Source organism: Methyloversatilis sp. NSM2 (assembly GCF_038066675.1).
Classification (GTDB): domain Bacteria; phylum Pseudomonadota; class Gammaproteobacteria; order Burkholderiales; family Rhodocyclaceae; genus Methyloversatilis; species Methyloversatilis discipulorum_A.
On the sequence record NZ_JBBUKV010000004.1, the window covers coordinates 455,236 to 482,103 of the forward strand.

At 67.8% G+C, this 26,868-nt stretch carries 15 protein-coding genes; 8 read left to right on the top strand and 7 right to left on the bottom strand.

Features of this window, described 5'->3' with window-relative positions; translation table 11 throughout:
* The first annotated feature begins 38 nt into the window (after positions 1-38).
* The 5 genes from WJU27_RS09885 (at position 39) to WJU27_RS09905 (ending at position 7,323) form a co-directional block, all read left to right on the top strand.
* Complete coding sequence (locus WJU27_RS09885; protein ID WP_341422005.1) at positions 39-1,172, top strand: hypothetical protein; 1,134 nt, start codon at positions 39-41, stop codon at positions 1,170-1,172.
* A gap of 179 nt (positions 1,173-1,351) precedes the next feature.
* Positions 1,352-1,861 (top strand): sigma-70 family RNA polymerase sigma factor, encoded by a 510-nt coding sequence (locus tag WJU27_RS09890; RefSeq protein WP_296809909.1) that lies wholly within the window; start codon positions 1,352-1,354, stop codon positions 1,859-1,861.
* 46 nt (positions 1,862-1,907) lie between these two features.
* Entirely contained in the window at positions 1,908-2,825 is a 918-nt protein-coding gene (locus tag WJU27_RS09895; RefSeq protein ID WP_341422006.1) for a FecR family protein, read from the top strand.
* A 79-nt stretch (positions 2,826-2,904) separates the two neighbouring features.
* Positions 2,905-6,432, top strand: a complete 3,528-nt coding sequence (locus WJU27_RS09900; protein WP_341422007.1) for a TonB-dependent receptor domain-containing protein — start codon at positions 2,905-2,907, stop codon at positions 6,430-6,432.
* 63 nt (positions 6,433-6,495) lie between these two features.
* The gene (locus WJU27_RS09905; RefSeq protein ID WP_043363790.1) at positions 6,496-7,323 is read left to right on the top strand and encodes a mechanosensitive ion channel domain-containing protein; all 828 of its coding nucleotides are present in this window, start codon (positions 6,496-6,498) and stop codon (positions 7,321-7,323) included.
* On the opposite strand, the gene WJU27_RS09910 is transcribed toward WJU27_RS09905, so the two are convergent.
* Positions 7,278-8,282: a tRNA dihydrouridine synthase gene (locus WJU27_RS09910; RefSeq protein WP_341422008.1), complete on the bottom strand. Its 1,005-nt coding sequence runs from the start codon at positions 8,280-8,282 to the stop codon at positions 7,278-7,280. The two genes, WJU27_RS09905 and WJU27_RS09910, sit on opposite strands and share 46 nt — an antisense overlap.
* A gap of 100 nt (positions 8,283-8,382) precedes the next feature.
* On the opposite strand from WJU27_RS09910, the gene WJU27_RS09915 reads away from it, so the two are divergent.
* The gene (locus WJU27_RS09915; RefSeq protein WP_341422009.1) at positions 8,383-9,270 is read left to right on the top strand and encodes a cation transporter; all 888 of its coding nucleotides are present in this window, start codon (positions 8,383-8,385) and stop codon (positions 9,268-9,270) included.
* 53 nt (positions 9,271-9,323) lie between these two features.
* On the opposite strand, the gene clpB is transcribed toward WJU27_RS09915, so the two are convergent.
* Positions 9,324-11,909: an ATP-dependent chaperone ClpB gene (gene clpB, locus WJU27_RS09920; protein WP_341422010.1), complete on the bottom strand. Its 2,586-nt coding sequence runs from the start codon at positions 11,907-11,909 to the stop codon at positions 9,324-9,326.
* A gap of 176 nt (positions 11,910-12,085) precedes the next feature.
* Here clpB and WJU27_RS09925 point away from each other — a divergent pair, with 176 nt between their 5' ends.
* On the top strand, positions 12,086-13,675 hold the full coding sequence (locus WJU27_RS09925) for an acyl CoA:acetate/3-ketoacid CoA transferase (protein ID WP_341422011.1): 1,590 nt from the start codon (positions 12,086-12,088) through the stop codon (positions 13,673-13,675).
* On the top strand, positions 13,662-14,375 hold the full coding sequence (locus WJU27_RS09930; protein WP_341422012.1) for a phasin family protein: 714 nt from the start codon (positions 13,662-13,664) through the stop codon (positions 14,373-14,375). The genes WJU27_RS09925 and WJU27_RS09930 overlap by 14 nt, the downstream gene beginning before the upstream one ends.
* Positions 14,376-14,402: 27 nt before the next feature.
* On the opposite strand, the gene WJU27_RS09935 is transcribed toward WJU27_RS09930, so the two are convergent.
* From WJU27_RS09935 to WJU27_RS09955, 5 genes are all read right to left on the bottom strand, one after another.
* Complete coding sequence (locus tag WJU27_RS09935; RefSeq protein ID WP_341422013.1) at positions 14,403-17,294, bottom strand: EAL domain-containing protein; 2,892 nt, start codon at positions 17,292-17,294, stop codon at positions 14,403-14,405.
* A gap of 58 nt (positions 17,295-17,352) precedes the next feature.
* The gene (locus WJU27_RS09940; protein WP_341422014.1) at positions 17,353-18,945 is read right to left on the bottom strand and encodes a FecR domain-containing protein; all 1,593 of its coding nucleotides are present in this window, start codon (positions 18,943-18,945) and stop codon (positions 17,353-17,355) included.
* Between the two features lie 218 nt (positions 18,946-19,163).
* On the bottom strand, positions 19,164-20,600 hold the full coding sequence (locus tag WJU27_RS09945) for an efflux transporter outer membrane subunit (protein ID WP_341422015.1): 1,437 nt from the start codon (positions 20,598-20,600) through the stop codon (positions 19,164-19,166).
* On the bottom strand, positions 20,597-23,695 hold the full coding sequence (locus WJU27_RS09950) for a multidrug efflux RND transporter permease subunit (protein WP_341422016.1): 3,099 nt from the start codon (positions 23,693-23,695) through the stop codon (positions 20,597-20,599). The genes WJU27_RS09945 and WJU27_RS09950 overlap by 4 nt, the downstream gene beginning before the upstream one ends.
* Before the next feature lie 76 nt (positions 23,696-23,771).
* Entirely contained in the window at positions 23,772-26,858 is a 3,087-nt protein-coding gene (locus WJU27_RS09955) for a multidrug efflux RND transporter permease subunit (protein WP_341422017.1), read from the bottom strand.
* Between the last annotated feature and the right edge of the window lie 10 nt (positions 26,859-26,868).

Consider the following 26,868-nt stretch of genomic DNA (forward strand, 5'->3'; position numbering starts at 1 on the left):
GCATACTGAATCGTCATCGATACTCCCGGACGACCCTCATGCGCCTGCGCGGTCCTCTCCACGCCGTTTTCGCTGCCCTGCTCCTTGCCACATTCTCCATCCGCACCGCGATGGCCGAAGCGCCACCGGTGCTCGACCGGATCGAACGCACGGACTTCACCGTGTCCGGCCTGTCGTCCGGCGCCGCCATGGCGGTCCAGCTGGGCGTCGCGCATTCGTCGCGGGTGCGCGGGATCGGCATCGTGTCGGGGCCGCCCTATCTGTGCGCACAGGGCTTCGTGACGCGGGCCACCAACGACTGCCTTGTGCTCGGCCGCGACCGCCTGCGCGAGCTGTTCGGGCCCTTGTTCGGGCTGTCCCTGTTCAGTTCCGGCGAACGCGACATCGACGTGGACGATCTGGTGAGCGATACACACAAGCTGGCGCGACAGCGGCGGATCGATCCGGTCGACGGCCTCGCTTCGCAGCAGATCTGGGAATACCGCGGACAGGATGATCGTGTGGTCGGCGCCAAGGCATCAGCCGCCCAGCACGCCTACTTCCGCGCCTTCGGCGCCGTGCCAAAACGGGGCGAGCCGCGGTCGACGCCGCACACCATGCCGACCAGCGATCCTGCCCAGGGCAGCTGCGACACCCGTGACGAGGACTATGTCAGCGGCTGCGACTTCGATGCCGCCGGCGAACTGCTGCGTCATCTGCGCCGTCGGCCCGACGCGCGCCCGAATGCGGGTAACGGTCGCTGGTACGTGCTCAAGCAGGCCGACTTCGTGCCGGCCGGCCCCGGCGATGCGCAGACCCGGCGTCGCGCGCTGGGCCTCGCAGAGGAAGCGCGCGTCTATGTGCCCCAGCGCTGCAGCAGCGAAAGCTGCCAGATCCACGTCGCACTGCACGGCTGCAAGCAAGGGATGAGTGACTCCTCCTACCGCGCCTTCACCGACGGCGCCGGTTACGTCCGCTGGGCCGGTCCGTTGAAGCTGGTGCTGCTGTTCCCGCGTGTCGGCGCGATCGAACCATTCGAGCGCGGGCTTTGGGACAGCGTCGGCAACCCGATGGGCTGCTGGGACTGGTGGGGTTACACCACGCCGGGCGATCTGTACGGCTACGCGACGCGGGAAGCGCCGCAGATGCGCACCATCATCAACATGGTCGACCACCTCGGTCGGCAGCACTAGGCGGACCATGGGCGGATCGCCCGGCGCGCAGCCGGGCTGGCGTGGTCGGCCATCGAGTCGGGAAGATGTCCCTTTTCGCCCAGGCCCGCAACCGGGACATTTGGCCGCCAGCGACTGCCTGACGGCACGGCGAGACCCGATTCGTCAGGCGCTTTCCGACACTGCCCCTCCGCCCTGCCATGCAGAAGACTGCCGACGACACCGGGTTCACGTCCTTCTATCTGGATCACCAGTCCTGGCTGATAGGCTGGCTGGCGCGTCGCATGAACTCGCGCATCGATGCCGCCGACCTCGCCCAGGACACCTTCGTCAGCGTATGGACGACGACGCCGTCACAGCCGCTGGAGCGCCTCGTCGAGCCGCGCGCCTACCTGGCCACCATTGCCCGTCGCATCCTTATCAATCTCCGGCGCCGTCAGTCGCTCGAGAAGGCCTATGTCGACGCGCTGGCTCACTTGCCCGAAGCCTTTGCCATCAGTCCTGAAGAACGGACTGAGCTGCTGCAGACACTGCAGCAGATCGACGACCTGCTGGCGCGTCTCCCGGGCCGCGTACGCGAGGCCTTTCTGCTGTCGCAACTCGAAGGCCTGACCTACGCCGACATCGCCCTCCGCTTCGGCAGCAGCGAACGCACCATCAAGCGCTACATGGCGCAGGCGATGATCCACTGCCTCGAACACATGGATTGATGCGATGGCGCCCAACCCTACTCCAATCGAGCGGCCGGATAGCGCGGTGCTGCGCGAAGCCGCCGAGTGGCTGCTGCGCATGCAGGAAGGTCCGCTGAGCCCCGAAGAACAGCAGGCCCTCGACAGCTGGTGTGCGCACAGCCCCCTGCACGCGGCGGCTTGGCAGCGTGCCGAAAAGCTCCAGCGCGCATTGAGTGGCATCCCACCGAAGCTCGGCATGCGTGTGCTCGGTGACGACCGCCGCGTGGCGCTGAAAGCGCTCTCGCTCGCTCTCGCATCCGGGTCGGTGGCCACGCTGTCCTGGCAGTTCCTGCCGTGGGAAGGGTGGCTGGCAGACCACCGCACCGCCGTCGGAGAACGCCGTACAGTCGCACTGGTGGACGGCAGCACCTTGCATCTGAACACCGACAGCGCGGTCGACGTCCGTTTCGACACACGGGAAAGACGCCTCCTGCTGCAGAGAGGAGAGATCCATGTCGAAACCGCCCCGGACAGCAGCCACCGCCCCCTCGTCGTCGACGTCGAACACGGGCGGATGCGCGCATTGGGCACGCGTTTTACGGTGCGACGGGACGCGCAGACCACCTATCTCGGCGTCAGCGAGGGTGCCGTCGAGGTCCGGCCGGCGGATGCGCCGGGCCACGCATTGATCATCGAAGGCGGCAGCGAGACCTACTTCGGGCACGACAGGGCGTCGCCACCGCGACCGCTGGACGACAACGCCCTCGCTTGGCTGGAGGGCACGCTGTACGCCGACCACATGCCGCTGCGGCAATTCATCGACCTCCTGTCGCGTTACCGCAGCGGGGTGCTGCGCTGCGATCCGGCCGTCGCCGACATGGCAATTTCCGGCGCCTTCCAGCTCGACGACCCCGACCGTATCCTCGACAGCCTGCAGCGCACGCGTCCGCTGCGCATCGTCTGGCGCACCCGCTATTGGGGTCTCATCCAGGCGGCAGGCTGAGAGATTTCGTCCGGGCTGTCACCTTTTGCTGTGCTCGATTGACCTGTCCTGCAGGAGAGCGTCATCGAGGAGAGGCAGCATGACCCGGAACAGAAGGACGCGGACGGCCGTCGCAGTCGGCCTGATGGTGAGCGCGCTAAATACCGCACCCGACGCGCGCGCCCAAACCGCCGCCAATACGCAGATCCGCGGCTACGACCTGCCGGCCGGCCCGCTCGGGCGCGCGCTGTCGCGCTTCGCCGGTCAGAGCGGCATCACGTTGTCGTTCGACCCCAAGCTCACGGAGGGGCTGGACAGCCGGCCGCTCAGAGGGCAGCACAGTCTGAAGGAAGGCTTCCGCATCCTGCTCGAAGGCAGCGGCCTGGAAGTCGTCGGTGACGGCCGCGGCGGCTACTTCCTTGACCGGGCGGCACCGAGGCCGGCGAAGAGCGACGCGCTGCCGGCACTGGGCAGCGATTCGGCACCGGTGCTGCTCGAGGAGATCAAGGTGCGTGCCAAGCGCTTTCACGAGATCGGCCCGCTGCCCGGGCTGGGCCTGACGCGGGAGGAGATTCCGGGGAATGTGCAGAGCATCACCGCCGAGGAGATCCGTCAGGCCCATTCGCTCAGCATGAGCGACCTGCTCAACCGCAAGCTGCAGTCAGTCACCGTGAACGACTATCAGGGCAATCCGTTCCAGATGGACGTGCAGTACCGCGGCTTCACCGCCGGTCCGCAGATCGGCACGCCGCAGGGGCTGTCCGTGTTCTTCGACGGCATACGCGTGAACGAGCCGTTCGGCGACGTCGTGAACTGGGACATGATTCCGATGAATGCGCTCGCAGGTGTCGATGTCTTTCCGGGCTCCAATCCGATCTTCGGACTGAACACCCTAGGCGGCGCCTTCACCGTGAAAACCAAGGACGGCTTCAATCACGCGGGCTTCGACGCCGAGTTGCTGTCCGGCTCCTACGGCCGCAACCAGCTCCAGGTCGAAGGCGGCTGGAACAATGGCAGCGTCGCGCTGTTCGGCGCGGGCAACTTCTTTGTCGAGGATGGCTGGCGCACCGATTCGCCGAGCAAGGTAAACCAGGCTTTCGGCAAGGCGAGCTGGCGGGGCGAGCGGCTGGACCTGAACCTGAGCACCCTGCTCGTACGCACCGAACTGGTGGGCAACGGCCTGCTGCCCACCGAAATGTATGCGCAGGACCGCAGCAGCATCTACAGCTCGCCGGACACTACGACCAACACGCTGACCCAGTTCCAGCTGTCCGGCGCCTTCCAGGTCAGCGACAGCTTTTCCGTCACCGGGCAGGCCTATCGCCGCAACAGCCGCCGTCATCAGATCGGCGCCGACGTATTCACCGACTACGACGAACTGCGCGCTGCCAAACGCCTGCCTGCCGCCGGTGAAGGCCACACCTGCCTGATGCGGAGCACGAACCAGCACGGTGTTCCGGACTACATCGTCATACCGATCAACCGTACGGCGGGCGAGAACATCTACACCTCCGACATCTTCAATGAGTGGTTGAACAACAATGGCGTGGTCGATCTTGATGGAAAGTACGCGGCACAGAAGAACCTGCCGCTGCCCGAATTCTTCGTGACGGCGTTGAAGGAATACATGGACTCCAGCAAGAACGCGTTCGAGGTGTTTTTCTACAATCGCGGCTATGTACCGAAGACTGAACCCAGCGGCGGACTGATCGATTTCGATGGAGATGGTGCCCTGGAAAGTGCCTACGACGTGGGCGTCTACACGTTTTCGCCCAACGGCCCGCTTGGCGCGTCCAATGGCTTCCCGGGCCAGAACCTGCTTTTTCTCGGAGGCGAGGCTTTCTACAGCGAAGAAATCAACGGCGACATCTACCAGAATTTCGTGCTCTACCTTGCACCGGTAAACAACGACACCTGTCGCAGCGATCCGAACCAGGCCGTGGACTTCCCTGGCCCTTACAACGTCATCGATGAAAGCGATCCGAATCGCTGGCCGCGGCTGATCGACGGTTTTGCACTCGGCCAGCCGGGCTGGGTCGAAGGAACGCCCACGGCTGTCATCACCGACAACCGCATCGACCAAATCGTAAGTGGCGGTTCAATGCAGCTGAACTGGAGTCTCGATCGCCACAAGGTGATGGTGGGCGCGTCGATCGACGCAGCGCGCGCCACCTATCTCAATACGCAACAACTGGGCTTCCTGACGGCAGACCGCCACGCCTTCCTGGCACCCGATCTGGCACACCCCCAGTTCGGCGACGCCGACGCTCCGATTTCAAACAACGATTTCGGCGGCACGAGCACCACAAAGAGCCTGTACTTCAGCGAAACCTGGAGCCCGGTCGATACCCTGCACATCACCGCGTCCGGTCGCTACAACCATACCGACGGCAAGAACGTCATCGCCACCCGCTACGGTTTCGGCGCCTTCCAGATCGGCGACGTGCGTTCGAATCCGGACGAATTCGACACCTGCACCTCGGACGAGGACTGCAGCACGCCGCGCAACTACGTCCCGGTGCGCATCAAGCATCCGAAACAGCTGCAGCCGGCCGAGACTGAAAAGTTCACCTATCGGTCGTTCAACCCGTCCATCGGCATGAGCTGGCAGGCACGCGAAACGCTGAACGTCTATGGCAACGTGTCGCGCGGCGCTCGCACGCCCAGCGTGATCGAACTGGGCTGCGCCTTCGACAAGACGCCGGTGTTCGTCGGCAGCGACCCGAACAATCCGGCGCACTACTGGCCGAAAAGCATCTTCGAGAACCGCTCCTGCTCATTGCCCACCACGCTGTCTGGTGACCCGTTCCTGCCGCAGATCCGATCGACGTCCTACGAGGTCGGCCTGCGCGGCGCAGCGGGTGAGAACGCGCAATGGAACGTTGCGCTCTATCAGACGGACCTCAAGGACGACATTTACTTCGTCGCCCGCGGCAATGGTCAGGGCTTCTTCGACACCATAGGCAACACCCGGCGGCGCGGCGTCGAAACGGGTCTTTCCGGGCGCAAGGAACGCTTCGGATTCAGCATCAACTACTCGATGACCGACGCGACCTTCGAAGACGACTTCCTGATGATGAACCAAGATAACAGCAGCGCCTTCAACCTAAATGGTATTGGCCAGGTGATCCGCGTGCGTCCGGGCAGCCGCATGCCCGGCGTCGCGCTGCACAATCTCAACGCGAGCGTGAGCTACGATCTGACCGACGACTGGACCATAGGCTTCAGCGTCGTCGCACACTCAGACAGTTACGTCCGTGGCAACGAGAACAACGAGCACCGGCAGGGAGTTGCCCGGACGGTGCTCTACACGACCTCGACCGGTACCGTCAGTGCGACACGGCAACCGACGCGCAACCCGGGCTCTGTCCCCGGCTATGCCGTTTTCAACTTCATGACCAGCCACAAGCTGGGCAAAGGGCTGACCGCCGGCCTGCTGATCAACAACCTGTTCGATACCGAGTACTTCACCGCCGGCCGCCTTGGCCGCAATCCCTTCTCGCCCTCCATCCTCGGTGCCATCGGTCCCGATGGCTACAACCACAACTCGGGCGACTGGCTCAGCACCAACTTCATCGCGCCGGGCGCGCCGCGCGGCGTCTGGTTCACGCTGCGTTACTCGATGTGAGCGGCACGCTGCGGCTCCGCTGCCGCAGCGATAATGGCGGGCCTGTCTGTCCGGATTCCGCTGATGTACGACCCCTCGCTGCTCACCAAACTGCTGGTTTCGCTGGTCATCGTCGCGCTGGCCGTGCTGATCACCCGCACCGCCCGCCGCGTGGCCGCGGCGCGCTTTGACGATCCGTCACAGCGCAAGCAGGCCTGGGTCACCATACGCAATATCGCGCTGCTGATCTGCCTGGCGCTGCTCGGTCTGACCTGGACACTGGGCGGCGACCAGTCCTCGCTGCCGCTGGCGGCCGTCGCCGGCGCCTCGCTCATCGTGTCCAAGGACATCCTGATTTCGGCGATGGGCGGCACCGTACTGTTCCTGACGCGGACCTACCAGGTCGGCGATTTCATCGAGGTTGGCAGCGTGCGCGGGCGCGTCGCCGACATCCGCTTTCTCAGCACCCTGCTCGACGCCAGCGGCGACGCTGACCTGATCAACGGCAGCCGCGTGCTGCTGCAGCACAGCGCGGTCATCACCAGCACACTGCGCGTCACGCCGCACGAACACTTCATGCTGACGACGCTGCGCGTATTCGTCGGCGACCCGGTCGCCTGCCTGGACAGGCGCGCGCTGCTCGAAGCGGCGGCGCTGGAGGTATGCGAACCATGGATCGAGGAAGCCGAGCGCGGCCTGCTCGACCTCGAAGCCGCGCACTGGAGCCGCCTGCCCTCGGCCCGCCCGCGCGTGTTCATCGATCTGGCGAGCGACAAGGGCGCGCAGCTGGTGGCGGCCTTTCCGTGCCGGGTCGAGGAGCGGCTGCGTATCGAACAGCGGGTGCTGTCGGAGTATCTGGCGCGGGTTCAGGCCGCTGCGCCGAGCGTGCAGGAGAGCGCAGCAACCGCCTGACGCGGCAGCGCCGCCGCCAGCAGTTCACCGATACGTGCGTTGTCGCGCACCGGGCGCATCGCCTGATACAGCAGTTCGGCCTGCGGGTAGACGCGGCGCAGCAGGTTCAACCACTGCTTGAGCCGCCCCGCCGCGTGACGCGCCTCGACATGTCCGAGCACGCGCTGCCAGTAGTCACCGAGCAGCGGTGCGATACGCGGCCAGTCCAGCGTCGGGTCGATGGCGTCATCGCCGCGCAGCCGCGCACGGATGCGCTCGACCAGCAGCGGATCGGCCACCGCACCGCGGCCCATCATCACGTCGGCCAGCCCGCTTTCGCTGCGGCAGCGCAGGTAGTCATCCACCGACCAGATTTCGCCATTGGCGACCACCGGCACGCGCACCGCTTCGGCGATGCGGGCGATCCACGGCCAGTGCGCCGGCGGTTTGTAGCCGTCCGCCTTGGTGCGCGCATGCACGACGATCATTTCCGCGCCGCCCTCGGCCAGTGCCTGCGCCGCCTCGATGGCGCGCGAGGTGTCGCGCACGCCCAGGCGCATCTTCGCGGTGAAGGGCACGCGCCCGGCCACCGCACGGCCCACGGCGCCGACGATGTCGTGCAGCAGTTCAGGCTCGTCCAGCAATACCGCACCGCCGCGATGGCGATTCACGGTCGGCGCCGGACAGCCGAAGTTGAGGTCGATGCCGGCCGGATTCAGCCGCGCCAGCTGATCGGCGTTGTCGGCCAGCCGCGCCGGATCCGAGCCGAGCAGCTGCACCCGCACCGGCACCCCGCTGGCGGTACGCGAGCCGGTTTTCAGTTCGGGCGCCACGCGCTGGTAACTGCGCGGCGGCAGCACGCTGTCGGTCACGCGCACGAATTCGGTGACGCACCAGTCGTAGTGCGCCGCCTGCGTCACCACTGCGCGCAGACGTGCGTCGAGCAGACCTTCCATCGGCGCGAGCAGCAGGCGGGGCATGGCGGGCGCCGGCGTATTGACGCGGGCCGGGTCGTCAGGGGACATTGGATGCGACGATGAAAAACGAAGCGGGATTATCCCGCACTTGAACGGGCACACCTTGAATACCTCAGCAGACAGCTCCGGCGGCTGCGCCTGCAGCGGCCATTGCGCCGCCGCGCCGTCGCCACTCCTTCCCGACGAAGCCGCAGCGGGCGGGCGACGAAGCACCTTCCGCGTACCGGGCATGGATTGCCCGTCGGAAGAGCGGCTGATCCGCATGGCACTCGATGGCGCCGACGGACTGCACGGCATCGGCATCGACCTCGCCGCGCGCACCGTGACGCTGCACCACGTCGGCCCGCTGGCGCCACTGCAGACGAAGCTCGCGGCGCTCGGCTTCGGCGCCGAACTGCTTGTCACGGAATCGGGCGCCGCACCGCCGGACTCGGCTACCGACCGCGACGAAGCCGGCGTGCTGCGCACGCTGCTGGCGATCAACGCGGCGATGTTCGTGTTCGAGCTGGCAAGCGGTCTGTGGGCGCAGTCGACCGGCCTGATCGCCGACGCGCTGGACATGCTGGCCGATACATCGGTCTACGGCCTGGGCCTTTACGCGGTGGGGCGCAGCGCGGCCGGCAAGCTGCGCGTTGCCCACCTGTCGGGCTGGCTGCAGCTGCTGCTGGCCGGCGGCGCACTGGCCGAGGTGGTGCGGCGCGCCGTATCCGGCAGCGAGCCGGAGCCGCTGTGGATGAGCGGCGTCGCACTGCTGGCGCTGGCGGCCAACCTCGCCTGCCTGCTGCTGATGGCGCGTCACCGTGACGGCGGCGCACACATGAAGGCGAGCTGGATCTTCTCGACCAACGATGCGCTGGCCAACGTCGGCGTCATCATTGCCGGCGGACTGGTGGCGGCCACCGGCACCCGCTGGCCCGATCTCGCGATCGGCACTGCGATCGCGCTGCTGGTGGCCAGTGGTGCGCTGCGGATACTGAAACTGAGGGCGTGAATGCAGACGGGGGCAGGCCTTGCGACCTGCCCCCGTCCGGAACGGCGTAAGAATCAGCTCGGTTTGTGGAAGCTGAAGTGACCCGCAGCGTCGGCGTCGACCACGATCACGTCCTTCGGCCCGAAGCTGCCATCGAGGATCTTCTTCGACAGCGGGTTCTCGATGTGCTCCTGGATCGCACGCTTCAGCGGCCGCGCACCGAACACCGGGTCGAAGCCCGCCTTGCCGATCTCGGCCAGCGCAGCGTCCGACACCTGCAGACCCATGTCCAGCTTGGCCAGACGCTTTTCCAGGTAGGCGAGCTGTATCTTCGCGATGCTCTGGATATTGCGTTCGTCCAGCGCGTGGAACACCACCACCTCGTCGATCCGGTTGATGAATTCCGGCCGGAAGAAGGTTTTCACCTCGCTCATCACCGCCAGCTTCACCACGCCGTAATCGGAGCCCGCCATCTGCTGGATCATCTGGCTGCCGAGGTTGGACGTCATCACGATGACCGTGTTCTTGAAATCCACCGTACGACCCTGGCCGTCGGTCATGCGACCGTCGTCCAGCACCTGCAGCAGCACGTTGAACACGTCCGGGTGCGCCTTCTCGACCTCGTCGAACAGGATGACGCTGTAGGGCTTGCGCCGCACCGCCTCGGTCAGGTAACCGCCCTCGTCGTAGCCGACATAGCCCGGCGGCGCGCCGATCAGCCGGCTCACCGAGTGCTTCTCCATGAATTCGCTCATGTCGATGCGGATCAGATGCTCTTCCGAATCGAACAGGAATTCGGCCAGCGTCTTGCACAGTTCGGTCTTGCCGACGCCGGTCGGGCCGAGGAAGAGGAAGCTGCCGTACGGGCGGTTCTCGTCGCTGAGGCCGGCGCGCGAACGGCGGATCGCGTCCGACACGAGGCGCACCGCCTCGTCCTGGCCGATCACGCGCTGGTGCAGACGGTCTTCCATCTTCAAGAGCTTGTCGCGCTCGCCCTGCATCATCTTGCTGACCGGAATGCCGGTCGCGCGCGACACCACCTCGGCGATTTCCTCGGCGCCGACTTCGGTGCGCAGCAGCTTGTTGGGCAGCTTGGCTTCGCCCCCCTTTTCGGCCTGCTTCAGTTGCGCTTCGAGCTGCGGCAGCTTGCCGTACTGCAGCTCGGCCAGCTTGTCGAACTGGCCCTTGCGCTGCAGGTCGGCCATCTGCACGCGCACCTTCTCGATCTCTTCCTTGATGTGAGCGCTGCCGACCACCTGTGCCTTCTCCGCCTTCCAGATCTCTTCGAGGTCGGAATATTCCTTCTGCAGCTTGGCGATCTCTTCCTCGATCAGGCCGAGCCGGCGGATGGACGCTTCGTCCTTCTCCTTCTTCACCGCCTCGCGCTCGATCTTGAGCTGGATGAGCCGGCGGTCGAGCCTGTCCATCGACTCAGGCTTGGAGTCGATTTCCATCTTGATGCGCGCAGCCGCCTCGTCGATCAGGTCGATCGCCTTGTCCGGCAGGAAGCGGTCGGTGATGTAGCGGTGGCTCAACTCGGCGGCGGCGACAATGGCCGGGTCGGTGATGTCGACGCCGTGGTGCAGTTCGTACTTCTCCTGCAGGCCGCGCAGGATGGCGATGGTCGCCTCCACCGTCGGCTCGTCCACCAGCACCTTCTGGAAGCGGCGCTCCAGCGCGGCATCCTTCTCGATGTACTTGCGGTACTCGTCCAGCGTGGTGGCGCCGATGCAGTGCAGTTCGCCACGCGCCAGCGCAGGCTTCAGCATGTTGCCGGCGTCGATGGCGCCCTCGGCCTTGCCGGCTCCGACCATGGTGTGGATTTCGTCGATGAACAGGATGATGCGGCCTTCGTCCTTGGCCACCTCGTTGAGCACGCTCTTCAGCCGCTCCTCGAACTCGCCGCGGTACTTTGCACCGGCCAGCAGGCCGGCCATGTCGAGCACCAGCACGCGCTTGCCCTTCAGCGTCTCCGGCACCTCCTCATTGACGATGCGCTGCGCCAGCCCCTCGACGATGGCGGTCTTGCCCACGCCGGGCTCGCCGATCAGCACCGGATTGTTCTTCGTGCGCCGCTGCAGGATCTGGATGGCGCGGCGGATTTCGTCGTCGCGGCCGATCACCGGGTCGAGCTTGCCGGCGGCGGCGCGTTCGGTCAGGTCTATGCAGTACTTCTTCAGCGCCTCGCGCGACCCTTCGGCTTCGGCCGAACCCACCGACGAGCCGCCGCGCACCTGTTCGACCGCCTTTTCCAGCGCGGCACGCTCCAGCCCGGCCTGCTTCAGCAGGCGGCCCAGGTCGCCCTTGTCGGCGGTGGCGGCGAGCAGGAACATTTCGGAGGCGATGAATTGGTCGCCGCGCTTCTGCGCCTCGCGGTCAGCGACGTTGAGCAGATTGGTCAGATCGCGGCCGATCTGCACCTCGCCGCCGTGTCCCTCGACCGTCGCGATGCGCGACAGTGCGTCCTCGACCGCCTTCTTCAGCGGCGCGACATTGACGCCGGCGCGTTGCAACAGCGACGCAGTGGCGCCGTCGTCCTGGTTGAGCAGCGCCAGCATCAGGTGGGCCGGCTCGATGTACTGATGGTCGCGACCGACCGCCAGACTCTGGGCATCGGCCAGCGCCTGCTGGAATTTGGTGGTGAGCTTGTCGAAACGCATGAACGCCTCCGTGAACTTTGTCTGGACGCTATCTGGGGCGAACGATCCGCTTTTCAACCGGCAAACGCTTGATGCGGGTCAAATACGGGCCCCACGTCCGGTAAAGTGACGTCATCGCACGCCACAAGCTTCCGATGCCCGAGTCGTCCCACATGCCGCACACCCGCAGCAAGATCATGAGCGCAGCCGACGCCGTGGCGCGCATCGCGGACGGCGCCACGCTGGCCACCACCGGCTTCGTCGGTATCGGCTTCGCCGAGCACCTCGCCATCGCGGTCGAACAGCGCTTCCTCGACAGCGGCGCGCCGCGCGACCTCACCCTGGTCTACGCCGCTGGCCAGGGCGACGGACGGCACCGCGGTCTGAACCACTTCGGTCACGCCGGCCTGGTAAGACGCGTGATCGGCGGCCACTGGGGCCTGTTGCCGCGGCTGCAGGCGCTGGCGGTGAGCAATCAGATCGAAGCCTGGAACCTGCCGCAGGGCGTCATTTCGCAGCTGTTCCGTGACATCGCCGCGCACCGTCCGGGCCAGCTCACGCGGGTCGGACTGGACACCTTCGTCGATCCGCTGCACGGCGGCGGCAAGATCAATGCGGCCACCACCACCGATCTGGTGCGCCGCATGCAGATCGATGGCGAGGACTTCCTCTATTACAAGGCATTCCCGATCCATGTCGCCCTCGTGCGCGGCACCACCGCCGACCCGGATGGCAACGTGACGATGGAACGCGAGGCGCTGACGCAGGAAGCGCTGGCGGTCGCGATGGCGGCGCACAACTCGGGCGGCCTGGTCATCGTGCAGGTCGAGCGCACCGTCGAACGCGGCGAACTGAACCCGCGCCAGGTCAAGGTGCCGGGCGTGCTGGTCGATTGCGTCGTCGTATCGCCACCTGAACACCACCACCAGACCTTCGCCACCGCCTACAGCCCGGCCTATTCCGGCGAGTCGCGGCTGGCCGCCGACGCGCTGCCGGCGATGGCGCTGGACATCCGCAAGGTGATCGCCCGCCGCGCCGCCTTCGAGCTGCAGCCGGGCAATGTGGTCAATCTGGGGATAGGCATGCCGGAAGGCGTCGCGTCGGTGGTGGCCGAAGAAGGCTTGATCGACGCCGTCACGCTGACCGCCGAGCCCGGCGTGATCGGCGGCATACCGGCCGGCGGCCTCGACTTCGGCGCCGCGGTGAACACCCAGGCAGTCATCGACCAGCCCTACCAGTTCGACTTCTACGACGGCGGCGGGCTGGACGTCGCCTTCCTCGGCATGGCGCAGACCGACGCCGAAGGCAATGTGAACGTGTCGCGCTTCGGTCACCGGCTGGCCGGCGCCGGCGGCTTCATCAACATTTCGCAGAACGCGCGCCGGCTCGTTTTCGTCGGCAGCTTCACCGCCGGCGCCGCCGACATCGCGGTACGCGACGGCGCCCTGGTGATCGATGCCGAAGGCAACAGCCGCAAGTTCGTGCAGGCGGTCGAGCACCGCACCTTCAGTGGCCGCGAGGCGCGGCGACGCGGACAGCAGGTGCTCTACGTCACCGAGCGCGCCGTGTTCCGGCTGGCCGACGACGGCATCGAACTGATCGAGGTCGCACCTGGCATCGACCCGGCGCGCGACGTGCTCGCCCACATGGACTTCGCGCCGCAGGTGTCACCGGCGCTGCGCACCATGCACCCTGCCATTTTTGCCGACCGTGTCATGGCACTGTCCGGGCTGTGGCGGCACAATCCTGTTTCCCCCACCGAGGAGTCTCGCGATGAACAAAACTGAACAGATGTCGGAACTGCAGAAGAAGAACATCGAGGCGGCCATGCGTCTGGCGCAGCTTTCGATGGACAACTCGCAGCGCATCATGCAGCTGCAGGTGGATACCGCCCGCGCTCTGTTCGAGGAAAGCGTCAACAACGCCCGCGCCGTGACGGAAACGCGCGAGCCGGCGGCACAGGTCGAGCTGCGCGCCCGGCTGGCGCGCAACACCACCGAGAAAATGCTCGGCTGCGCGCGCCAGATCGCCGAAATCACCGCCGAAACCCAGGCCGAGTTCGGCCGCCTGGTCGGGGAACAGCTGAACAGCGGTGGCTCGGACCTGATGGACAGCCTGCGCAAGATGCTGGCCGGCATGCCGATCAGCAGCCAGCAGTCGATGGGCACCATGCAGGACGCGATGGACAAGGCGCGTCAGGCCTTCGAACAGATCAGCACTGTCGCGCGCACCGCCTTCCAGCAGTTCGGCACCGCTGCCAGCCAGGCCGCCAAGGCACCGGCTGCGGCTGCGGCGGCAGCGGCAGCGGCTCCGGCTGCGAAAGCACCGGCTGCAGCCGCAGCAGCTCCGGCCGCCAAGCCGGCGAGCGCCCCGAAGGCAGCGGCACCGAAAGCGGCTGCGAAAGCGACGGCAAAGTCGGCCGCCAAGCCGGCCGCAAAATCCGCTGCCAAACCGGCAACCTCGCGCAGCAAGAAGCCATCGGCCTGATGCCCGCCGCTGCGGCTGATCAGCGCCTCAGGAGCGGATCAGCCGCAGCGTGCGTCCCTGCCCCTCGGGCGCGCCGAGCAGCCCCTCGCTGACCACCAGGTCGGCGGGCACCGGCTGCGAGAACAGGTAGCCCTGCACCAGATCGCACTGCTGGGCGGCCAGCATGTTGAGCTGTTCGACGTTCTCGACGCCTTCGGCCACCACACGCATGCCCAGCCCGTGCGCCAGCGCGATCGTCGCGCGCACGATGGCCGCGTCGTCGGCATCCCCCACCAGATCGCGCACGAAGGAGCGGTCCACCTTCAGTTCGTCGATCGGGAAGCGCTTCAGGTAGGACAGCGACGAATAGCCGGTGCCGAAGTCGTCCACCGACAGGTGCACGCCCAGCGCGCGGATGTCGGCCAGCAGCGTGGCGACGTGGTCGACGTCACCCATCGCGGTGCTTTCGGTCAGTTCCAGCCGCAGCAGCGACGGCGCGATGCGCGACTGGCGCAACGCGTTCTCGACCCGCCGCACCAGCGCGCGCCCGAGGCACTGGCGTGCCGACACATTGACCGCCACCGGCACCACCGCCAGCCCCTGCTTCGACCAGTCGGCGATCTGTTGCGTCACCTGCAGCAGCACCCACTCGCCGATGCCCTCGATCAGGCCCGACTCTTCGGCGACCGCGATGAAGTCACCGGGCGACAGCAGCTGGCCGTCGCGGCGACGGAAACGCAGCAGCGCCTCGAAGGCAGCCAGCTTGCCGCTCGCCAGCTCGTACTGCGGCTGGTAGTGCACTTCGAAGCGCCCCTCGTCGAGGCCGTGGCGCAGGTCTGATTCCAGCTCGATCCAGTCGCGTGTGCCGGCGCTCATGTCGTGCGCGTAGAAGTGGATGGCCGCGCCCGACTGCGACTTGCTGCGATACATCGCGGTATCGGCCATCGCGAACAGCACGTCGGCGTCGTCGCTGTCCTCGTGCGCGATGGCGATGCCTATGCTGCACGAGAAGCGGAAATCGACGTCGTCCAGCGTGATGATCTGACCGACCGCCTGCATCACCTTCGCCGCCACCCGCGCGACCGCATCGCGGTCGGCCAGCCCCTGCAGGATGATCATGAATTCATCGCCGCCCCAGCGCGCCACCGTGTCGCCGACCCGGCAGACGGTGCGCAGGCGGCTGGCCAGCGTGGTGAGCACCTTGTCGCCCTGCTGGTGGCCGAGACTGTCGTTGATGCGCTTGAAGCGGTCGAGATCGACGAACAGCACGGCCACCAGGCCGGCGTCGCGCTGTGCCAGCGCCTGCCGCAGCCGGTCGCGCAGCAGCACCCTGTTGGGCAGACCGGTCAGCGCGTCGTGCGTGGCCTGATGCGCCAGCTTGTCGGCCGCCGCCACCGTATCGCTGACATCGTTGAGCACCAGCACCACGCCATCGACCCGCCCCGTCATGCCGAACAGCGGACTGGCGCTCGGGCGCAAGGCGCGCGCCGGACCAAACCGGCCAGCGGGCATCAGCACGTGGCCGGGCATCGTCTGCGCTCGTGCCTCATCACGGCAGCGGCACAGCAGATCCTGCAGCAGGTCGCGCAGCGCGCCCTCGATGGCGGGCAGTCCCTCTATGCCCTGATCGCGCACCTCGGCCAGCCGGCAGGCGCACAACTCTTCCGCCTTGCGGTTCAGGTAGCGCAGCCGCAACACGCCGTCGAACTGCAGCACCGCATCGGAAATCGCATACAGCGTCGCGTGCGCCCGCGCGTTGGCCTGCTTCAGGCGCTGCGCCAGATCGACGGTGCGGATCGACACCCACATCAGCGCGCCGGCCGACAGGCCGATCATCACCGCGGCCGGCGCCAGCCACAGCCGTGCAAGCGCGAGCAGCACAACGCTGATGAACAATGGCACCGTCAGCGAGCCGGCCACCAGCACCATGTCGCGCAGCCGTGCATGCGGGCGGCGCAGCCACAGCACGGCGAGTACGCACAGCGCCGCGGGCAAGCCCCACACCGGTGCCAGCTGCGTCGAGTAGCGATCGCTGCGCAGCGCCGAATAGGCGCGCGCATGAAAGTCCACGGCCGGCATCGGCGCCGCCAGCGCAGAGACTGGCGTGGCCAGCGAGTTGCCCGCGCCGGTATAGGTGACGCCGACGAGCACGCTGCGCCCGCGCAGCAGATTGGGCGACACTGCGCCGGCCAGCACGTCGCCGGCTGACAGATGAGCGACCGGCCAGGCGCCGCCAGGCAGCACGATGACTTCGTGATCGCGCACCCACGACCCCGCCGCCGGTTCGGCCGCTCCGCGCCGACCGCCTATGCCGGACAGCGGCCGCGACTTGCGCGACACGTCGATCAGCGCCCAGGCCAGCGCCGGCCATTGCGGACTGCCGGCCCCCGCTTCCAGAAATACCCGGCGCGACAGCGCATCGGCATCGACCTCGACATCGACGTGCGCCAGTCGTGCCGCCGCATCGGCGAGCGCCGGCCAGGGCTGCAGCGTGCCGACACCGCCACCGGCCGACGCCACCGGCGCCACCGGCAGAACGACGTTGCCGGCGCGCCTCACCGCGTCGATCAGCGCCGCATCGCCCCGATCGTCGGCAGACGTCTCGGCGAACATGATCGCGTAGCCGATGCCGGACACACCGGCGCGCGACAACCGGTCCACCAGTTCGGCGTGGCGTTCGCGCGGCCAGGGCCAGGGACCGCGCGCCGCCAGACTGGCGTCGTCGATCGCGACCACCAGCGGCGCCTGGGTGTCGACGCTGCCGCCGCTCGGCGGCCCTGCCAGCAACTCGACGCTCAGCAGGTCGTGCAGCAGCAGGTCGAGCCGGGCTACCGACAGGGGCGTCTTCGCGTACAGCGCAACAATCACCAGCAGCGCAAACAGCCAGGGCAGCCGGTAGCGGTCACCCAGCGCGGCAAGAAGACGTTGTCCCGTGTTCATGCCAGGGCGTCCGTCAAAGGTATCAAAGCGACGAAGGGCCCGGTCATGATCGGCGCGCTCAGATCAGCAGCAGCAGAGGCAGCAGCCACCAGACACGGAATGCCGGCTCGGGCTCCGGCACCGTGACCGCCTGGGTCGGCGCCCAGTCGCCCTCGAACCCGTCGGCCGCGAGGCTGCGCACGCGCAGGTACACGGTGCCGGGCTGCGCGTCGCGCAGCAGCCACGCAGGGCGATCGGTCTGCGCATCGACCTCGGGTGCGGCGAAGTCCTCGCTGCGGGCGATCTGGATCTGGTAGCGCATGCCCTCGCCGGCATCACGCCAGCGCAGGGCCAGGCCCTCGGGCCCGACCTGCGGCGGTTCCATCGCCGGGCCGGGCGGCGGGCGGCGGAAGGTCTGTGCGTCGCTGAACGGACCGCCCCCCTCGTCCGGATTGCGGCTGGCGATGCGCCAGTGATAGATCCCAGGTGGCAGTGCGTCGTCCGGGCGGTAGGCCGGTTCGCTCAGATCGCTGCGATCGACGCGCGGCGCGTCGAACCTCGGATTGTCGGCGATCTGCAGACGCCAGCTTTCGTCGGGGCGGGCGCGACTCCAGCGCAGCTGCGGCCGTTCATCGCTGACGCGCGCCTCGGGTGCCGGTTCGACCAGCACCGGTGGCTCCGGCCGCGCGTCCACAGTGAGCGCCCATTCGCCGTCTAGCCCCTCGAAGCCGTCGGCGTCGATGCCGCGCACGCGCAAGCGGTAGTCGCCATCCGGCAGATCGGCGACGACGACCGCCGGACGGTCGCTGGCGCGATCGGACATTACCGTGTCGAAACGGCCGTCAGCCGTCACCTGCACCCGGTAGGCGCGGGCGCCTTCGAGCGCCGGAAACGGCAGATTGACTGGCAGGCGGTCGGCGAACAGCGGCTGCGCCGCCGGCGCCGGCAGCAGGGCTCGCGGCGGCGTCACCGCCTGGCCGGCCTGCGCCGACGCACCCTGCCCTGCATCGAGCGCCTGACTGCCCGCCTCATTGCCGAAGGCGACCCGGCCTTCGAGCACTTCGCTGCGCGCGCTGCGTTCGTCGGCATGGACGCGGAACTGTGTGCCGCGCACCGCCGCCACCGCGGCCGGGGTCTGGATCTCGAAGCGGCCGGCCGGCCCGCTGCGCGGCGCCACCAGACTGTCGATCGAGCCGCGCAGCAGTTCAAGCCGGACCCAGGACCCCGCGCCGGCAGCGAAATCGGCCGACTGCCGCACGCCCAGTTCGCTGCGCGGACGCAGCTGTACGCGGCTGCCGTCGGCGAAGGCCAGCGCCACGCTGCCCGCATCGCCGGTCACCAGCCGCGAACCGGGTTCCAGCTTGTCGCCGGCCTGCGCCGGGCGCGTACGACCGTCGGCAACGGCGATGGTCACGTCGCCGCGCACTGCGTCGATGCGCACCTCGCGCGTCTGCAGGCGCAGCCACTGTTCGGGAATGAGCAGCCGGCTGCCCGGCACCATCCGGCGCGGCTCGCTGATCCGGTTGTACTGCTGGATGCGCGGCCAGTAGGAAATATCCTTCAGGTAGCGCTGGGTCAGATTCCATGGGTTGTCGCCGGCGCGCACCTCGTAGGCGAAATCCGCCGCCAGCACTGGCGCGCCGCAAAGCAGCACAGCACCTGAAAGGAGCACACAGCGCACGGAGAGGGCGATAGGGTGAGGCAGCAACGCATTCTCCCGAAAGGCGATTGCCGGATTCTATGCGCACACGCTATGCAATTCACTTCCAGTTGCATCACCGCGCGTGAACCTGTTCCGCTGACGACAGAAACATGCGTTGCCAGCATGCGCCTGTTTCGGCTGCTGCGAAAGCAGGCCCGTTGCCGCCCCGTGCGGGCACGGGAGCAGGCTCAGCGCGCGTTCACTGTCGTATCGTCGCGCGCGCTGCGGACGGCTATTGAGGGCTCCCACCCGCCACCCACCGCCTTGTTCAGCAGCGCACTGGCCGAGAACTGGCGACCGCGCAGCTGCATCAGGCTGCGTTCGTTGTCGAGCGCCGCCGTCTGGGCGGTGACGACTTCGGTGTAGCTGGCGGTGCCGGCGCGATAGCGGTTCAGCGCCAGCGTTTCGGCTTCGCGCGCAGCGGCGAGGGCCTGTTCACGCAGTGCGGCCTCGTCGGCGAGCAGACGCAAGGCGCTCAGGTTGTCCTCGACCTCCTGCAGCGCACCGAGCACGGTCTGCCGGTACTGGGCCACGGTCACGTCGTGCGCGCCGCGGGCGGATTCGATCTGCGCGTCGCGCCGGCCGCCGTCGTATACCGCCTGCGCCAGCGACAGGCCGAAGGACCACACCAGGTTGGACGCGTTGAACCACTGCGCGAAGTTGTTGCCGGCGTAGCCGGTCGAGGCGTTCAGCGTCAGCGACGGGAACCACGCCGCCTGCGCGACGCCGATGCGCGCATTGGCCGCGGCGACGCGGCGCTCGGCGGCGGCGATATCGGGGCGGCGTTCGAGCAGTGTCGACGGCAGGCCGACCGGGGTCGCCGGCGGCGCGCCCTGCCAGTCAGCCTCGGCCAGCGAGAAGCTGGACGCCGGCTCGCCGACCAGCACCGCGATCGCGTTGGCAAGCTGGGTGCGCGTCAGGTCGAGATCGACCGCCTGCGCCTGCGCTGCGCGAAGCTGGGCCAGTGCGCTCGCCTCGTCGCCGCGCGTGGCGACGCCGGCGGCGACGCGATTGCGCGCCACTTCCAGCGCCCTCTCGTAGGCGGCGACGGTGCGCGCATACAGCGCGCGCTGGCTGTCGGCGGCACGCAGCTGGAAGTAGTTCTGCACCAGTTCGGCCTGCAGCGACAGGCGCACCGACGCGAGATCGGCGGCGCTGCCCTGCAGTTCTGCGCCGGCGGCTTCGACCTCGCGGCCGATGCGGCCCCACAGGTCGGCTTCCCAGCTGGCGTCGAGACCGAGCTGGGTGGTGTTCGACTGATTGGCCGAGCGCCCCTGTATCGCGGCGCTGCGGCTGCGCTGGGCGGACGCGCTGAGCCCAACCTCCGGCAGGAAGCCGGCCCGTGCCTGCTGCGCCGCGGCGCGCGCCTGACGGTAATTGCCGAGCGCCACGCGCAGATCCTGGTTGGCGCTGTCGGCGCGGGCGATCAGATCGTCGAGCACCGGATCGCCGTAAGCCCGCCACCAGTCGCCGCGCGGCAGGTGATCGGCCGGCTCGGCCGGCTTCCAGCCGTCGGCGGCACGGTAGTCCTGCGGCAGGTCGAAAGCCGGCCGCTGGTAGTCCGGGCCTATCGTGGTGCAGCCGGCGAACAGCGCGGCGAGGAGGAGCGGCAGTATCTTGTTCATGGCGAGACCGGGCGCGGCGTGCGCGCGATGAGGCGGCCGCAGAAGCGGCTGAAGCGTTCGAGGTAAAGATAGGTGACCGGCGTCGTGTACAGCGTCAGCAGCTGGCTCACCACCAGACCGCCCACCACCGCGATGCCCAGCGGCTGACGCAGTTCCGAACCTTCACCGAAGCCGATGGCCAGCGGCAGCGCGCCGACCATGGCGGCCAGCGTGGTCATCAGGATGGGACGCAGGCGCAGCAGGCAAGCTTCGCGGATCGCCGCCCGCGGCTCCAGGCCGCGCGTGCGTTCGGCGTCGAGCGCGAAGTCGATCATCATGATGGCGTTCTTCTTGACGATGCCGATCAGCAGCAGCACGCCGATCACCGCGATCAGACCGAACTCGATGTTGAAGGCCATCAGCGCGAGGATGGCGCCGATGCCGGCCGAAGGCAGCGTGGACAGGATGGTGAGCGGGTGGATCAGGCTTTCGTACAGAATGCCCAGCACCAGATAGACCGCGATGATGGCGCCCAGTATCAGCAGCGGCTGGTTGTCCAGCGACTGCTGGAAGGCGCGCGCCGAGCCCTGGAAGCCGGCGTTGATGCTGGCCGGCACGCCGATGTCGGCCATCGCCGCGCGCACCGCGTCCATCGCCTGGGCCAGCGTGACGCCTTCGGCAGTGCCGAAGGACACGGTGGTCGACACCCGACCATCGAGGTGGGCGATCGACAGCGGCATGACGCCCTGCTCCACCCGCGCGAAACTGTCCAGCGGCGCCAGACTGCCGTCGGCGGTGGCCACGCGCACCGAATCCAGCGCCGACAGGTCCTGCGCGCGCTCGGGCGCCACTTCGAGCACCACCTTGTACTGGTTCAGCGGCTCGTACAGCGTGCTCACCTGACGCTGGCCGAAGCCGTCGTAAAGCTCCTGATTGACGGTGCCGGGCGTCAGGCCGAGACGGGCCAGCGTGTCGCGGTCATAGACCAGCCGCGTCTGCGACGCGCGGTCTTCCTGATCGGTGCCGACATCGACCAGCTGCGGCAGGTCGCGCATCGCGTCGCGCACCTTGGGCACCCATTCGCGCAACGCGCGCAGGCTGTCGGCGGTCAGCGTGAACTGGTACTGCGAGGACGAGCGCAGGCCGCCGACGCGCAGGTCCTGCGCCGCCACCAGGAAGAGCTGCACGCCTTCGATGCGCGCCAGCTTGCCGCGCAGCCGGCCGATCACCTGTTCGGCCGACGCACCGCGCTCCTTCAGCGGTTTCAGATTGACGAAGAAGCTCGCGTTGTTGGCGCCGCCGCCGCGGCCACCGCCGGTGAAGGCGCTCACGTTGTCCACCGCCGGGTCGCTGCGGATCGCCTCCACCGCCTGTGCCATCTTCTTCGTCATCGCCTGGTAGGAGGTGCTCTGGTCGGCGCGCAGGCTGCCGAACAGGCGGCCGGTGTCCTGATTCGGAAAGAAGCCCTTGGGCACGATGGAAAACAGCCAGAAATTCAGCGCGATGGCGCCGAGAAAGATGAGCATGACGATGCGCGTATGGCGCAGCGCCCAGTCCAGGCTGTGCGCGTAGGCGATCTGCAGGTCGTCGAACACGCGGCCGAGGGCACGCTGCCAGCGCGCCTCCTGCTCGACCGGGCTGTGCCGCAGCAGGCGCGCTGCGAGCATAGGCGCCGCGGTCAGCGATACCACCATGGACACCAGCACCGCCACCGACATGGTCAGCGCGAATTCGCGGAACAGGCGGCCGACCACCCCACCCATCAGCAGGATGGGAATGAATACCGCGACCAGCGACAGGCTGATCGCCACCACCGTGAAGCCGACCTCGCGCACGCCGGCCACCGCTGCCTCGAAGGGCTTCAGCCCGCGCTCGATGTGGCGGGCGATGTTCTCGATCACCACCACCGCGTCGTCGACGACGAAACCGGTGGCGATGGTCAGCGCCATCAGCGACAGATTGTTCAGGCTGAAGCCGAGCAGGTACATGACGGCGAAACTGCCGGCCAGCGATACCGGCACCACGACCGCCGGAATCAGCGTCGCCCGCGCGTTGCGCAGGAACAGGAACACCACCAGGATGACCAGCGCGATCGAAATGACCAGCGCGATCTCGACCTCGTGCAGCGCGCTGCGTATGGTGACCGAACTGTCCATCGCCACTTCCATGCGCGCCGCCGCCGGCAGGCTGGCGCCCAGTTCCGGCAGCAGTTCGCGCACCCGCTCGACCGTCTCGATCACGTTGCTGCCCGGTCGCTTGGTCAGCACCAGCAGCACCGTCGGCTTGCCGTTGGTCAGGCCGAGGTTGCGCACGTCCTGCACCGAATCCTCGACCCGCGCCACGTCGCCCAGGCGCAGCACGGCACCCGAGGTGTGGCGCAGGATGAGCGGCACGTAGTCCCCGGCGCGGCGCGCCTGGTCGTTCGCCTCGATCTGCCAGTAGCGCTCGCCGTCCTCGACGAAGCCCTTGGGCCGGTTCACGTTCGACTCGGTGATGCGATTGCGCACGTCGGCCAGTGTCAGGCCGCTCTGGTGCAGCGCTTCCGGATTGACCTGCACGCGGATGGCCGGCAGCGCACCGCCGCCGACGGCCACTTCGCCCACCCCCGGAATCTGCGCCAGCTTCTGCGCCAGCACGGTCGAGGCCACGTCGTACAGCCGCGGAATGGGCACCGTGTCCGACGTGATCGCCAGAATCATGATGGGCGCGTCGGCCGGATTCACCTTGCGGTAGCTCGGGTTGGACGGCAGGCTGGTCGGCAGGCTGGCGCGCGCGGCGTTGATCGCCGCCTGCACGTCGCGTGCCGCACCCTCGACGTCGCGATCGAGGTCGAACTGCAGCGTCACCCGCGTATTGCCCTGCGAACTGCTGGACGTCATTTCGGTCACGCCGGCGATGCGGCCCAGCGTGCGTTCCAGTGGTGTCGCAACGGTGGCCGCCATCACCTCGGGGCTGGCGCCCGGCAAGGCAGCGCTGACCGATATGGTCGGGAAGTCGACCTGCGGCAACGCCGACACCGGCAGCAGCCGGAAAGCCAGCGCGCCGGCGAGCGCGATCGCCGCGGTCAGCAGTGCGGTGCCGACCGGACGGCGGATGGGCAGTGCCCAGGCACTCATTGCCAGACCCTCCTGCCGCTACGCGGCACCTCCCCGAGGGAGGGCGAGCATCCCTTCGGGCGGCCGTGCGGAATGCTCATCGTGCTTCGCTCCCCGCTTCCGCCTCTGCACCCGCTCTGGCCGGCTGCACCCGGAAGAGGCGCCCGAAGGCCAGGTAGATGACCGGCGTCGTGTACAGCGTCAGCACCTGGCTCACCAGCAGGCCGCCCACCATGGTGAGGCCCAGCGGGAAGCGCAGTTCCGAGCCCATGCCGCCACCGAACACCAGCGGCAGCGCACCGAGCAGCGCGGCGGCGGTGGTCATCAGGATGGGGCGAAGCCTGAGCTGGCAGGCCTGGAAGATCGCATCGCGCGGCGCCATGCCCTCGTTGCGTTCGGCTTCGAGGGCGAAGTCGATCATCATGATGGCGTTCTTCTTGACGATGCCGATCAGCAGGATGATGCCGATCACCGCAATCATGTCGAGCGCGTGACCGGCCAGCAGCAGCGCCAGCAGCGCGCCGATGGCGGCCGACGGCAGCGTGCTCAGGATGGTCAGCGGATGCACATAGCTTTCGTACAGCACGCCAAGCACGATGTACATCGTCACCACCGCGGCCAGAATGAGCCACAGCGTGTCGCTGAGCGAGGCACGGAAGGCCTCGGCCGCGCCCTCCCACTTCAGCGTCATCGTCGCCGGCATGCCCAGCTGCGCGCGCACCGACTCGACCGCATCCACCGCCTCGCCCAGCGATACGTCGTCCGGCAGGTTGAACGACAGCGTGGCGGCAGGGAACTGGCCCTGACGGCCCATGGCCAGCCGCGCCGGACGTTCTTCGACACGCACCAGCGTGCCCAGCGGCACCTGCAGGCCATCGGCCGACATCACGTGCAGTTGCGCGATCGCTTCCGGGCCGATCTGGAACTGCGGCTGCACGTCGAGCACGACGCGGTACTGGCTGGACTGGGTGAAGATGGTCGAGATCAGCCGCTGGCCGAAGGCGTTGTACAGCGCCGCGTCGATGTCGGCGACGGAGACGCCGACGCGGGCCGCCGCCGCCCGGTCGATGTCCACATAGGCCTGCACGCCGCCGGTGGCCAGATCGGTCGTGACCTGGGTGAGCCGGTCCGACTGCTGCAGCGCGGCTGCGAGCCGGGGCACCCATTCCAGCAGATCTTCGTGATTGGTGGCCTGCACGACAAAGGGGTACTGCGCGCGGCTGACGCGGTCCTCGATGGTCAGGTCCTGCACCGGCTGCAGATAGAGCGCGACGCCCGGCACCTCGCGCGCCGCCGCTTCGAGCCGGCGGGCGATCTCCGGCGCGCGGTCGCTGCGTTCGGCCAGCGGCTTCAGCCTGATTTGCATGCGGCCGGTGTTCAGTGTCGGATTCTGGCCATCGACGCCGATGAAGGAACTGACGCTGTCGACGTCCGGGTCACGCAGGATGACCTCGGCCAGCGCCTGCTGGCGCGCGCTCATCGCCGAGAAGGAAATGGTCGGTTCCGCTTCCGACATGCCCTGTATCAGCCCAGTGTCCTGCACCGGGAAGAAGCCCTTGGGCACCGCCAGATAGAGCAGCGCGGTCAGCACGAAGGTGGCGACTGCCGCGACCAGCGTGAGCGGCTGGTGATCCAGCACCCAGCGCAGCGTGCGCGCGTAGCCGGCCAGCAGGCGGGCGTACCAGCCCTCGTGCGCGTGCTCGCCCTCGGCCTTCAGCAGCCGCCCGGCCATCATCGGCGTCAGCGTCAGCGACACCACCGCCGACAGCAGGATGGCGATGGTGAGCGTCAGCGCGAATTCGCGGAACAGCCGGCCGACCACGTCCTGCATGAACAGCAGCGGAATCAGCACCGCCACCAGAGACACGGTCAGCGAAATGATGGTGAAGCCGATCTCCTTCGCGCCGTCGAGCGCGGCCTGCATCGCGCCCTTGCCCATCTCCAGGTGACGGGCGATGTTCTCGGTCATCACGATGGCGTCATCGACGACGAAACCGGCGGCGATCACCATCGCCATCAACGTCAGGTTGTTCACCGAGAAGCCGGCCAGATACATGATGGCGAAGCTGCCGATCAGCGACAGCGGCACCGCGATCGCCGGAATGACGGTGGCGCGCGCGTTGCGCAGGAACACGAAGATGACGGCGACGACCAGCAGCACCGCCATCACCAGTTCGATCTGCACGTCGCGCACCGAGGTGCGGATCGACTCGGTGCGGTCGGTCAGCACCTGCACGTCGACCGCGTCCGGCAACGAGGCCTGCAGTTCGGGCAGCAGTGCATTGATCCGGCTGACCACGTCGATCACGTTGGCGCCAGGCTGGCGCTGGATGTTCAGGATGAGCGACGGCGTCTCGTTGGCCCAGGCAGCGAGCAGCCGGTTCTCCGGGCCGTCCACGACTTCGGCAACGTCCTGCAGCCGGATCGGCGCACCGTTCTTCCAGGCGATCACGCTGCGCCGGTACTCGTCGGCCGAGCGCAGCTGGTCGTTGGCGTCCAGTGTGGTGGCGCGCGTCGGGCCGTCGAAACTGCCCTTGGCCTGGTTGGAACTGGTGGCGACCACCGCGGCGCGCAGCTGTTCGAGGCTCAGACCGTAGGCGGCGACCGCCGACGGATTCACGCGCACCCGCACGGCACGGCGCTGGCCGCCGGAAATGCTGACCAGACCGACGCCGGACTGCTGCGAAATCTTCTGCGCCAGCCGGCTGCTCACCGCCTCTTCGAGCAGGTGCAGCGGCACCGCCTTCGAACTGACCGCCAGCGTCATGACCGGCGCGTCGGCCGGATTGACCTTGCTGTAGATCGGCGGCGCCGGCAGTTCGTTGGGCAGCAGTGTGCTCGCGGCATTGATCGCCGCCTGCACTTCCTGCTGCGCGGTGTCGAGCGATATGTCGAGACCGAAGCGCAGCGTCACCACCGAAGCGCCGGCCGAACTGAGCGAATTCATCTGCACCAGGCCGGGCATCTGTCCGAACTGGCGCTCAAGCGGCGCGGTGATCAGCGAGGTGGTCAGTTCCGGACTGGCGCCCGGATAGAAGGTGACCACCTGCATGGTCGGATAGTCGACCTGGGGCAGCGCCGATACCGGCAGCAGACGGTAGGCGAGAAAGCCGGCGACCAGCAGCGCCACCATCAGCAGCGAGGTGGCCACCGGCCGCAGGATGAACAGGCGGGACGGATTCATCGCTGCCGCT